This is a genomic window from Dysgonomonas mossii (assembly GCF_004569505.1).
In the GTDB taxonomy this organism is placed as follows: domain Bacteria; phylum Bacteroidota; class Bacteroidia; order Bacteroidales; family Dysgonomonadaceae; genus Dysgonomonas.
This window is the reverse complement of sequence record NZ_SPPK01000003.1, coordinates 99842-112259: the sequence shown is the minus strand read 5'-3', so window position 1 is coordinate 112259 and position 12418 is coordinate 99842. Positions and strand designations below refer to the sequence as shown.

Sequence of the window (12418 nt, the reverse complement as noted above, 5' to 3'; positions counted from 1 at the left end):
GAATGAAAGTAATGAAGTTTGGCGGAACATCCGTAGGTTCCGCTACTAATATAGCGAATGTAAAAAAGATAATAGGGACAATAGAAGAGCCTATAGTTGTGGTTGTCTCTGCTTTTAAAGGAATCACAGATAAATTGTTGCTCATTTCCAATCTGGCTGCAGCCGGCGATTATTCTTACGAACGGGAGTTTCGTGAAATTATCGAGCACCATATTACAGTAGTCAGTAAGCTGGATATTCCGGAAGAGGCTCGCCCCTCGTTACAGGCGGATGTGAATAAACTATTGGAAGAGCTCAGTAATATATTCAAAGGAGTATTTCTTATAAACGACCTTTCGGCAAAAACATCGGATAAGATAGTAAGCTATGGCGAACGCCTGTCGTCGCTGATAATAAGCGTTGCATTCTCCGATCTTGATTTTCTGGATGTCACACAGTTAATAAAAACAGATTCCTCCTTCGGAAAACATATACCCGATATCGAATTGTCAAGCAAATTGATAAGAGATGCTTTCGAAAATTCGTCAAAAAGGATTCTTGTTGCAGGATATATATCCACATGCAAAACAACAGGAGAGATCACCAATCTGGGTCGTGGAGGATCGGATTATACTGCTGCCATATTTGCTTCAGCACTCGATGCTAATATATTAGAGATATGGTCTGATGTTGACGGCTTTATGTCTGCCGACCCGAAGGTAATCAATGGTGCTCATGTGATAGAGAACCTAACATTTACCGAAGCCACCGAGCTTTGTAATTTCGGAGCAAAAATAATCTATCCACCAACGATTTTCCCTGTCTATCATAAGAATATACCCATTCGCATAAAAAATACTTTTAAGCCCGAAGCTCCCGGAACTTATATCTCTCACGACGGGGATATAAAGAAAGGAAAGGCGATGATAAAAGGTATATCATCCATATCCGACACATGCCTGATAACAGTTCTTGGACTCGGAATGGTAGGTATTATCGGTGTAAACTACCGAATATTCAGGGCTTTGGCAAATAACGGTATCAGTGTTTTCTTAGTATCTCAGGCATCATCCGAAAATAGCACGTCTATTGGTGTACGCACTGCCGACTCCGAACTGGCAGTACATGTTCTCGAAGAAGAGTTTGCAAAAGAAATAGCATTGGGGAGTATCAACCGTGTACAACTGGAGACAGACCTTGCTACAGTAGCTATTGTTGGCGAAAATATGAAGTATACTCCGGGAATTGCCGGCCGACTATTCGAAACATTAGGGAAGAGCGGTATTAGCGTCATCGCTTGTGCTCAGGGTGCATCAGAGGTAAATATATCTTTTGTTATAAAAAACAAATATCTTAGGAAGGCATTAAACTCTATTCACGACTCGTTTTTCTTGTCCGACTATAAGGTACTCAATCTCTTTATTGTCGGCATTGGTACAGTTGGAGGAAATTTGATTGAACAAATCAGACAACAGCAACCGAAGCTGATAGAACAATACAGCCTCAAGCTGAATGTTGTGGGTATTGCCCGGGGAAAGAAAGCTTTATTCTGTCGCGAAGGGATCAACCTGAACAGATACAAAGAAGAACTGGACGAAAAGGGAATACCAAGCTCTCCGGAAATTCTGAGGGACGAGATCCTCAACATGAATATATTCAACGCTGTATTTGTAGACTGTACTGCCAGCGAAACCGTTGCCCAGATATACGGAGATCTTCTTTCACATAGTATTTCTGTGGTTACAGCCAACAAAGTGGCTGCATCTTCGGCTTATGATAATTATATAAAGCTAAAAAATACAGCACGGGAAAGAAACATTAAGTTCTTATTTGAGACAAATGTCGGTGCAGGTCTTCCTGTAATCAATACGATGAACTCTCTTGTAAACTCAGGAGATAAAATAGTGAAAATAGAAGCTGTACTTTCGGGAACACTCAATTATATATTCAACACGATCAGAGCCGATATACCTTTCAGCAAGGCGATCTATATGGCTAAGGAATGCGGCTTCTCAGAGCCGGATCCTCGTATCGATCTCAGTGGTATGGATGTTATAAGAAAACTCGTTATCTTAACCCGAGAGGCTGGTTACCGAGTAGAACAAACAGAAGTTAAGAAGAACCTATTCATACCCCAAGAGTATTTTGATGGTACGATAGAAGAATTTTGGGCTACGATCAGAAATCAGGATGCCGAGTTTGAAGAAAGGCGCAAAAAGCTCGAAAACGAACACAAACATTTGCGATTTGTTGCCAAATACGAGAACGGACACTGTGAAGTCGGACTCCAGGAAGTTGGGCAAAACCATCCATTCTACGATTTGGAAGGCAGCAACAACATCATACAAATTACGACCGAAAGATATAACGAGTATCCGATGATAATAAAAGGGTATGGAGCAGGGGCAAGTGTCACGGCAGCAGGCGTATTCTCTGATATTATCAGTATTGCAAATGTGAGGTAACTCAAATAGCTAGATTTTATTTAAACTTATAACATAACTAACTCCCCCATTACGACAATAGGGGAAGTAAAAGAGATCCTAAATGAAAACAATTATAATTTTAGCAGACGGTGCTGCTGATGAGCCTATTGCCGAACTCGGAGGTAAAACTCCGTTACAAGCCGCAAAAAAACCATATATAGATATGCTCGCGGCTAAAGGAAAAAGTGGAGAACTGGATACAATCCCTGCGGGCTTCAAACCCGGAAGTGAGATTGCCAACCTATCGGTACTGGGATACGATGTTCCGAAAGTATTTGAAGGTAGAGGTTCGCTAGAGGCAGCAAGCATGGGAGTAGATATACTTCCCGGAGAAATGGCTATGCGATGCAATCTGATCTGTATAGAAGATGGTAAAATAAAGAATCATTCAGCGGGGCATATTTCAAGTGAAGAAGCTAAAGAATTGATTCTTTTCTTAGATAAAGAACTAAACGATGGGAAAGTAAGCTTTTATCCGGGAGTTTCATACCGCCACCTTTTAAAACTAAAAGGCGGAAATAAGAATCTCGATTGTACTGCTCCCCACGATGTTACAGGAACACCATACAAGGAGGTTTTAATAAAAGCGGAAACAGCGGAAGCACAAGAAACAGCCGATTATCTGAATCAGCTCATTCTAAAATCACAGGAACTGCTCAAAGACCATCCGGTAAACAAGAAGCGCATTACAGAGGGTAAAGATCCTGCAAATAGTATTTGGCCATGGTCTCCGGGTTACCGCCCGCAGATGCAAACATTACAAGAACTATTCGGAATCAAAAGTGGCTGGGTAATTTCTGCTGTAGACTTAATCATGGGCATTGGTGTATACGCAGGGCTTAAATTAATACACGTAGAAGGAGCAACGGGGTTGTACGACACCAACTATGAAGGAAAGGCGCAAGCTGCGATAGAAGCTCTTAAAAAAGACGATTTCGTATATCTACACATAGAAGCTAGTGACGAGGCAGGACATGAAGGCGATTATGAACTGAAAACTAAAACAATCGAATATCTTGACAATCGGGTTGTAAAAACAATATATGAAGCGACAAAAGACTGGGACGAACCTGTAACAATTGCTATTCTACCTGACCACCCTACCCCATGTGCTATAAAAACTCATACAAACAAGCCTATACCGTTCGTTATATACCGCTCGAATGGAGAAGCGGATAGTGTACAAGTTTACGATGAGTTCGAATCTCCGAAGGGAGCGTACGGATTGATACGAGGGAAAGAATTTATGGAAACATTATTTAGCGATAAATGAAAAAAGGAGAAGGTTAAACCTTCTCCTTTTCTATTATTTTCTCTATAGCCGCCTTATTTCTTCACCCATTCTTTTTTCTTCTCATCATAGATATTCAGAAGTTTAATCTTGAACCAAAGTGTAGTATATCCGGGTATTATTTGCACTCCACTGCTATATGACCCTACAGTTCCATAACCAAGTAGGTAAGGAATACAAACCTCAGCTTGTTCATCTATTTTCATATTCTGAAGCATGGTAGCAAACCCATCAATCAATCCACCATTCACTCTAGTCCTAAGCACCATACCATTTTTGTCACCTTCGGTACTATCAAATGTATATTTAGTATCGTCCAAGCGGAAAAACCAACCTTCATATCTTACAGAAACACTATCCGTAAAGATCGGAAATCGATCTATTGAAGGCTCATCCCCAGGAACGAAATCAGTTATCGATTTCCAATATACACTTCCATTACCACTTTGCGAAGGGCGGGGTGTATATCCTGAAGAAGAGGCATTTCTTACCTGCTGTTCATTATATGTTTTCCATTCTTGACTTACAGTGCTGTCATCGTCATCATTCACGCATGAGCCGAAAGAGATGAGAACACCAAATAAAACAGCTAATATTAAAATTCTTCTATTCATATATTCATTATATGGGTTACAATCGGGTTTAGCCAATTGTTTTCAATAAATTCTTCATACTTACTTTATCAGCAATAATATCCGATAATTTGTCTATAGCCACACGTTCCTGCTGCATTGTATCACGATAGCGAATTGTTACAGTATTATCCTGCAATGACTGGTGATCTACAGTAACACAGTAAGGAGTTCCTATCGCATCCTGACGGCGGTAACGCTTGCCGATACTGTCCTTCTCATCGTATTGACATTTAAAGTCAAATTTCAGAGCATCAATAATTTCACGTGCTTTCTCCGGAAGGCCGTCTTTTTTTACCAAAGGTAATACAGCAAGCTTGATAGGAGCCAGTGCTGCCGGCAATCTTAATACTACACGAGTTTCTCCGTCTTCTAATACTTCCTCTGCATACGCAGCCGAAAGTGTAGATAAGAACATACGGTCTACACCGATAGACGTTTCAATAACGTAAGGAGTGTATGATTTATTGAGTTCAGGATCGAAATATTGTAATTTTTTACCAGAAAACTTCTCATGGCTTGCCAAGTCAAAATCGGTACGAGAGTGTATGCCTTCTACTTCTTTAAATCCGAATGGCATTTCAAATTCGATATCAGTTGCTGCATTTGCATAATGGGCTAGCTTGTCATGGTCGTGGAAACGATACTTGTTATCGCCGAATCCAAGCGACTTATGCCATTTCATGCGAAACTCTTTCCATTTTGCAAACCAATCGAGCTCTTCTCCCGGACGAACGAAGAACTGCATCTCCATCTGTTCGAACTCACGCATACGGAAGATAAACTGACGAGCTACAATCTCGTTACGGAATGCTTTACCAATCTGCGCAATACCGAAAGGAATCTTCATACGCCCTGTTTTTTGCACATTCAGGAAGTTTACGAAAATACCCTGTGCAGTCTCAGGACGAAGATATACTTTCATTGCACCATCAGCAGTAGATCCCATCTCGGTAGAAAACATAAGATTGAACTGACGAACTTCAGTCCAGTTACGTGTCCCGCTGATAGGGTCAACTATTTCGCAATCGAGAATGATTTGACGTAGTTCTTCCAGATTGCTATCATTCAATGCTTTTGCAAAACGAGCATGCACTTCATCACGCTTAGCCTGATTTTCTAATACACGAGGATTGGTTTGACGAAACATGGCTTCATCGAAACTCTCACCAAATCGTTTTGCTGCTTTCTCTACTTCTTTATTTACTTTGTCGTCCATCTTAGCCAAATAATCTTCGATCAGAACATCGGCACGATAACGCTTTTTACTGTCTTTATTGTCAATCAAAGGATCGTTGAACGCATCAACGTGTCCGGATGCTTTCCAGATAGTAGGGTGCATAAAGATAGCAGAATCAATACCAACAACATTTTCATTCAAAAGTACCATACTGTCCCACCAGTACTTTTTGATATTGTTTTTTAATTCTACACCCATTTGCCCATAATCATATACGGCACTTAGCCCATCATATATTTCACTAGACTGAAAAACAAAACCATACTCCTTGCAATGGGAAACTATCTTCTTAAAAACATCTTCTGACATATTCCTATGACTCTTTTTTACGTTATCTAATAAATAAACAAACAGAACATATCTAATGCCTTATATTGTAAGCTATAATCATTCTGAAAGAGATTATACTTAAACAGGCAATAAACAGATCTGACCTAAAATGAATAAGTTGCACAAAGTAAGCATTTTTTTTTGATATAAAACAGAAGGGTGTTTAACGAATTCCATTGATTTTACACTCTATATAAAAAAACTTATCTTCGTTGTCACTAAAACAAATGTATTCTGATGAGATATTTATATCTTTTACTATTCATCTTTACAACCCTTTCAACTGTGGCTCAAACAGTTGAAGGCAACTCATCAGGATATGTGCAAGGCTCTGTATATGACTCAATAACAAAAGATCCTATCCCATTTGTCACCGTCAGATTGCTTAATGAGGCAGATAGCAGCTACATAAAAGGGGTTGCAACAAACGAAAAAGGTAATTTCAAGCTATCGGTTACGACAGGAAAATACATTTTGGAAGCTTCTTTTTTAGGATATAAAAGATTTTTACAAAACTTTAATATTTCTACACAAAATCCCGGCTATTCATTTGGGAATATCTATCTCGTAGAAAATACCATTCAGCTCAAAGATGCCATTGTAGAAGCGAAGGTACCCGATATATTGGTCAAAGGCGACACCATCGAGTATAATGCCACATCATACACATCTCAGGAGAGTGATATGCTGCAAGACATAATAAAAAATATGCCCGGAGTAGAGATAGACGCACAGGGCAATATATCGGCAAATGGAAAGCCTGTAAAAAAAATACTGGTAGACGGAAAGGAGTTTTTCGGAAATGATATTCCGATGGCATTGGCAAACCTTCCCGCAAACATGATAAAAAAGCTCCAACTCTATAAAGAGGAGTCTGAAGCAGCAAAAGTAACCGGATTTAAAGATAAAGATCCCGATCAGGTACTCAATCTGGTTGTAAAAGAAGAACTGAAACAGAGCATCTTTGGAGAAGTAAAAGCCGGATATGGGAGTGACGACAGATACGCCAATAAAGCAATAACAAACTACATGCGCAACGACAATCAGGTGTCTTTAGTCGGAGAAATGAGTAATACCAATGACAATGGGTATCCGATGGGTATGGACAACGGGATTGAGAAGAATAAAAATCTGGGCGCAAATATTTTTCTCCAGCCTTCAGAAAAAATCAGAGTAGGCGGCAGTATCCGCTATGCAAATAACGACAACCTGATGGAAACAAAAACCAATACTCAGACTTTCTTATCTTCGGGTGATCGTTTCTCCAAACAGGATGCATCGTACCGCAGCAAAAGAGAAAATGCAAACTTAGGAATGAACCTGCAATGGAAGCCCGATTCGCTCACTACCATTTTTGCACGGTCATATATCAGCCTTAACAACACAAAGAATATTCAAAGTTCGACCAATCTTTCCTATGTAGCCGAAAAGGATACCACGTCGGGATATTCGAATAGTCAATCGAAAGGTGATGGTTACAACATAAATAATTTTGTAACTATCGGCCGAAAATTGAATGATAAAGGGAGGACAGTAAGCTTTACTTTCAACAATTCGATTAGAAAGGATAACAGTAAAGGAACTAATTATTCTCAAACGACCTATAGCGAAGGAAAAGATGATAAAATAATAGACCAGCAAAACAAGACAGATAATAATACCAGCAACTACACTTTATCCCTATCGTATGTAGAGCCGTTGGGAAAAGACCATAGACTACAGTTTGCATACTCGTATGGGGTAAATAATTCGGAGCGGATGCGTGATGTCCGCAAAAAAGATGGTGCAGGCAATTATACTCTTCTGGATACGGCTTATGCACGAAATACCGAGAATAGATATGTGAACCAAAATATAAGTTTGAACTTTCAGACGACTAAGGAAAAATACAATTATACGATAGGATTGAGCATCGATCCGTCATATTCGCGAAGTAAAGTAAGCATTGCCGATTCTATCATCGAAAATCTTAAACAGAATGTCATAAACTTTTCGCCAACTCTAAACTTTTCGTACCAACCAAACGATCACACCAACCTAGATATAAGCTACTCAGGATCGACCAGTCAACCGGGGATCACTCAACTATCTGCCGATACCGTTATCGTTAGTGCATTATCTAAATATTATGGAAACCCAAATTTGAAACCAAGCTATAGCAACAACTTCAATGTATATTATCGGAAATCTGACTACGCCTCAAATCGTTATATGATGCTTTCGGGAGGATTCAATTATACATTCAACAACATTGTAGACTATACTCTGATAGATGATTTGGGGAATAGTACGAATACATATAGAAATGTAAGTGGTAATATGGGCGCAAATATCAATTTTATATTCAATACCCCATTACGAAACAAGAAATTCACGATCGACAACAGCACCTATGCCAACTATTACAAGAATATTGGCTACACGAACGGTGAAGAAGCGAAAACGCATAATATAGTACTTAGTGAAAAAGTTTCAGGAAAGTTTAAGGTTGACAAACTTGAAACACGCCTCGAACTAGGTATGACATATAACATAACAAAGAATAATTTGTCGAATGTGCAAGATAGAAACACATCCAACTACAATATCCAACATTCTGTGTTATGGAAACTACCCTACGATTTTTCGATACAGAACTTCCTCAATATGACATATTATGCAGGGTATGGCAATGATTTTAAGAAGAAAGAAATACTTTGGAATGCTTCTGTCTCAAAACTATTCCTAAAAAAGAAAAGAGGTACACTGAAGGTTGAATTCTATGATATACTGAACGACAGAAATAATCTGTCACGTTATGTAAGCAGTAACTACATGTCAGACTCGCGCACAAATAGTATCAACCGATACTTCATGTTTAGCTTCTCCTATAAGTTTAATATTATCAAGAGTAAGGGGAAAAGTAATGATGGCGATATAGATGAACTAGAATACAATTAAATACTCAAACTTACCTCCCGGCTACCATCCTCTTGTACTTTGACATAAACATTTACCGTATCTTTTGGCAGTAAAGTGTCAACTTTCTCAGGCCATTCAATAAAGCAAAGGCTGCCGCTATAAAAGTAATCTTCGTAGCCAAAATCAAAAACCTCCTCAATTTTATTGATACGATAAAAGTCGAAATGATAGATCAATTCTCCACTGTCGGAACGGTATTCGTTTACGATAGCAAACGTAGGGCTGTTGATGGTATCAGATACTCCGAGATTCTCGCAGATAGCTTTTATAAATGTCGTTTTGCCTGCTCCCATATCTCCATGAAAAGCAAATACAGTATTATCGCCCATAGCACGGATAAACTCGAGAGCCGCCTCGTCTATTTTATCTAATGATTCTATCTTTATATTCATATTCAAAATTATTCTACAATGTAACTTCTGATTGCAAAGATATATTTTGGAAAACAAATTTTCTGTTATTTCCCGATCAAAGTAATAAAAGGAACAATCATTTCTTCGAGCGAAATACCCCCATGCTGAAATGTATCTGTGTAATAAGACACGTAGTAATTATAATTATTCGGATAAGCAAAGAAATCGTCGCCTGTAGCAAAGATATACTTAGAGCTGATATGCAATGCGGGTAAGCCTATCTTTTCGGGAGAATGAATATCGTATACTTTTTTGCGGTCATAATCCAGATTGCGCCCTACCTTATAACGAATATTCGTATTCACCGTCTTATCGCCAATTACCTTGAGTGGATTTTTTACCCGTATCGTTCCATGATCGGTAGTCAAAATAATTTTATATCCCATTGCTTTTGCCTTCTTCAGAATATCCATTGTACTCGAATGTTTAAACCAAGACCGAGTCAAAGAACGATAGGCGGCTTCGTCGGATGCAAGTTCCCGTATCATTCTCGATTCAGTACGGGCATGAGAAAGCATATCCACAAAGTTGATAACAACTACATTCAGTTGCTTATTGCTTAGCCGATCCATCCCTTGCAGCAGCTTTTCTCCCGATGAAGAGGATAATAACTTATTATATGAGAAAGTATAATTTTTTCTGTATCGCTCAATCTGAGTATGCAGTAAAGCTTCTTCATTGAGGTTTTTACTTTCATCCTCATCTTCATCCACCCAAAGGTCGGGATACAATTTGGCCATTTGGGAAGGCATCAACCCCGAAAAAATGGCGTTGCGTGCATATTGAGTCGCAGTGGGTAATATGCTTAAGTATTCGTCTTCGGAAATTGTAAAATCATTTGCCAAAAGGTCTTTTATATCAGACCACTGATCGAGCCTAAAATTATCAATAAGGATAAAGAACAATTTTTCGCCATTATCCAAAAGTGGAAATACTTTCTGCGAAAAAAGCTCAGGGCTTATCAAAGGTCTCTTATTCGGATTTTGTACCCACGACTCATAATTCTTCTTTACGAACTTACAGTAACTATTATTGGCTTCATTCTTTTGTATCCGAAGCAAGTCCATCAAGGGGCTGTCTGATGCTGCCAGCTCAAGCTCCCAGTAAACAAGCTTTTTGTAGATATCCACCCATTGCTCGTACGTATTCGAATCATTTATCTGTGCACTGATTTTATTAAATTCTTCGCGATAACCTTCAACTGTAACCTCTGAAACAATATCGTCCTTGTGCAGGTTTTTCTTGATGGAAAGGAGGATTTGATTGGGATTGACGGGCTTGATAAGATAGTCTGCTATCTTTTTCCCAATAGCGTGAGTCATAATCCCCTCATCTTCGCTTTTTGTAATCATAATAACGGGAATATTGGGGTTGATCTCTTTGATGATGCTTAATGCATCGAGCCCCGAAACACCGGGCATATTCTCGTCAAGAAAAACAATATCGAAAGATTCGCTTTTTATACTATCAATAGCATCCTGACCACTATTTACTGGAGTGACTTCATATCCCTTCTCTTCTAAAAAAAGGATATGCGATCGTAGCATATAAATTTCATCGTCAGCCCAAAGTATCCGTCTTTTCCTCATTTATAATCTATTAAATAAAGCAAACCACATTATTTGAATATAAAGTGGCTTGCTATATCATTCGTTGCACTTTATTCTCAAAAGTACAAACAGAAGTTCAATATGAAAATTTGAGATTGTTAAACTTTATTATTTAAGTACCTTGTTTATTTCGTTCAACAAATATTCTTTAGGATCGGAGCTATATTCCCAAAACATCACTCCTCCCATTTTATTATCCAATACATACTGACATTTTTCTTTTACTGACTCCTCATCGTCGTAAGTAACAAATACTCCTTTGTAGAAATTGAACAAGTATGGTGCACGTGCACTCTGATCCCAATATCGATAGTACTCGTTCTGATTTACAAGGCTATCCTTGATGTAGGTATAGCCCCTACCCCTTATCTGTTCTGCAACAGGATCGCCAATACCTTTAGACGCTCCTTTCTTCAGATTAAAAGCTCGTCCATAAAAAGCAATGCCCATCACTAGCTTTTCGGCCGGAACACCGGCGGCTAAATAAGCCTTTACGGCAACATCAGCCCCTTGCTTTTGAGGATATTTGTCGGAAGGATAGAGATTGGTATGGTGTATTGCTTGTTCATTACTTTGCGAATCGTAGGTCATGATATTTACATAATCGAGATATTCCTGTGCTTTATTCATTTCGGTGCTATCTACAAACTGCTGAAAACCACCAACAGCCGTTGTTAATAGATATTTCTTATCAGTCTCTTTTTCCAAAGCATCAAGTTCATCTCTGATAGCAGCAAACATCAACGTATAATTGTGCTTGTCTTCGGGACGGTATACATTCCCCACATCACCCGGAAGAGCAGGATATTCCCAATCGATGTCTACCCCGTCAAGATTATTTTTTTTCATTATTTCCACCGCAGATTTAGCAAATGTTTTCTGTCCTTCAGCAGTCAGCACGGCGTCCGAAAAATTACGGCTCCAAGACCAGCCTCCGATAGATATCAAGATTTTGAGATCAGGGTTTTGCTGCCTCAATTCGTTTAGCTTCCTGAAATTGGTCGTATCGGTCGCCTCATTCGTAAGAAATGCTTTTCCATCCTTTACATCGACAAAGGCATAGTTAATATGCGTAATTTTGTTAGGCGAGATTTTGTCTACATCCACTAAACCATTATATCCTCCCACATAAGCGATAATAACCGGGCGTGAGGGTTCACCTGATGTCTTTGACTTCTTGCCACACGAACAGAAACCCGTTAAAATAAGGGCACATAGAATGCCATACGTAAAGATGTTTTTCATGCTATTATTTTTTTTGATAGTTTGCTTTGAATACAAAACTAAGAAAAATAATTGTAAATTAATTAGTTAGCAAAAGAGTTTTATTTCTCAATATATGACTTAATAGCCTCTACATATTCCTCAAAATTTTCTTATAGAAAGCTCGTATTTCATTTTATTAAAATTATCTCATTATAAAGAGCTCTTTGATATAATGGGATATTTTAGGTAGTTGCACAATAAAAAAAAGTG

8 protein-coding genes are annotated in these 12418 nt (G+C 38.7%); 3 read left to right on the top strand and 5 right to left on the bottom strand.

What is annotated here, in order from left to right:
- Positions 1-2: 2 nt before the first annotated feature.
- Complete coding sequence (gene thrA / locus E4T88_RS10430) at positions 3-2444, top strand: bifunctional aspartate kinase/homoserine dehydrogenase I (protein ID WP_135105386.1); 2442 nt, start codon at positions 3-5, stop codon at positions 2442-2444.
- Between the two features lie 82 nt (positions 2445-2526).
- Positions 2527-3738, top strand: coding sequence for a cofactor-independent phosphoglycerate mutase (locus E4T88_RS10425; protein ID WP_135105385.1), 1212 nt, complete (start codon positions 2527-2529; stop codon positions 3736-3738).
- Positions 3739-3791: 53 nt separating this feature from the next.
- Here E4T88_RS10425 and E4T88_RS10420 read toward each other — a convergent pair whose 3' ends face one another.
- The gene (locus E4T88_RS10420) at positions 3792-4370 is read right to left on the bottom strand and encodes an FKBP-type peptidyl-prolyl cis-trans isomerase (protein WP_135105384.1); all 579 of its coding nucleotides are present in this window, start codon (positions 4368-4370) and stop codon (positions 3792-3794) included.
- 28 nt (positions 4371-4398) lie between these two features.
- The gene (locus E4T88_RS10415; protein WP_135105383.1) at positions 4399-5937 is read right to left on the bottom strand and encodes a glycine--tRNA ligase; all 1539 of its coding nucleotides are present in this window, start codon (positions 5935-5937) and stop codon (positions 4399-4401) included.
- A gap of 258 nt (positions 5938-6195) precedes the next feature.
- Here E4T88_RS10415 and E4T88_RS10410 point away from each other — a divergent pair, with 258 nt between their 5' ends.
- A complete protein-coding gene (locus E4T88_RS10410) occupies positions 6196-8898 on the top strand; it encodes a TonB-dependent receptor domain-containing protein (protein WP_135105382.1) in 2703 nt (900 codons plus the stop codon).
- Here the strand turns inward: E4T88_RS10410 and tsaE are convergent.
- The 3 genes from tsaE to E4T88_RS10395 form a co-directional block, all read right to left on the bottom strand.
- A complete protein-coding gene (gene tsaE / locus E4T88_RS10405) occupies positions 8895-9311 on the bottom strand; it encodes a tRNA (adenosine(37)-N6)-threonylcarbamoyltransferase complex ATPase subunit type 1 TsaE (RefSeq protein ID WP_135105381.1) in 417 nt (138 codons plus the stop codon). The genes E4T88_RS10410 and tsaE overlap by 4 nt on opposite strands.
- Positions 9312-9376: 65 nt before the next feature.
- Complete coding sequence (gene porX / locus E4T88_RS10400) at positions 9377-10921, bottom strand: T9SS response regulator signal transducer PorX (RefSeq protein WP_135105380.1); 1545 nt, start codon at positions 10919-10921, stop codon at positions 9377-9379.
- 129 nt (positions 10922-11050) lie between these two features.
- Complete coding sequence (locus E4T88_RS10395; RefSeq protein ID WP_135105379.1) at positions 11051-12187, bottom strand: glycoside hydrolase family 18 protein; 1137 nt, start codon at positions 12185-12187, stop codon at positions 11051-11053.
- Positions 12188-12418: the final 231 nt, after the last annotated feature.

Excerpts from the sequence above, each read along its gene's own strand:
- thrA (WP_135105386.1), top strand. The coding sequence starts at position 3 with ATGAAAGTAATGAAGTTTGGCGGAACATCCGTAGGTTCCGCTACTAAT.
- E4T88_RS10425 (WP_135105385.1), top strand. The coding sequence starts at position 2,527 with ATGAAAACAATTATAATTTTAGCAGACGGTGCTGCTGATGAGCCTATT.
- E4T88_RS10420 (WP_135105384.1), bottom strand. The coding sequence starts at position 4,370 with ATGAATAGAAGAATTTTAATATTAGCTGTTTTATTTGGTGTTCTCATC.
- E4T88_RS10415 (WP_135105383.1), bottom strand. The coding sequence starts at position 5,937 with ATGTCAGAAGATGTTTTTAAGAAGATAGTTTCCCATTGCAAGGAGTAT.
- E4T88_RS10410 (WP_135105382.1), top strand. The coding sequence starts at position 6,196 with ATGAGATATTTATATCTTTTACTATTCATCTTTACAACCCTTTCAACT.
- tsaE (WP_135105381.1), bottom strand. The coding sequence starts at position 9,311 with ATGAATATAAAGATAGAATCATTAGATAAAATAGACGAGGCGGCTCTC.
- porX (WP_135105380.1), bottom strand. The coding sequence starts at position 10,921 with ATGAGGAAAAGACGGATACTTTGGGCTGACGATGAAATTTATATGCTA.
- E4T88_RS10395 (WP_135105379.1), bottom strand. The coding sequence starts at position 12,187 with ATGAAAAACATCTTTACGTATGGCATTCTATGTGCCCTTATTTTAACG.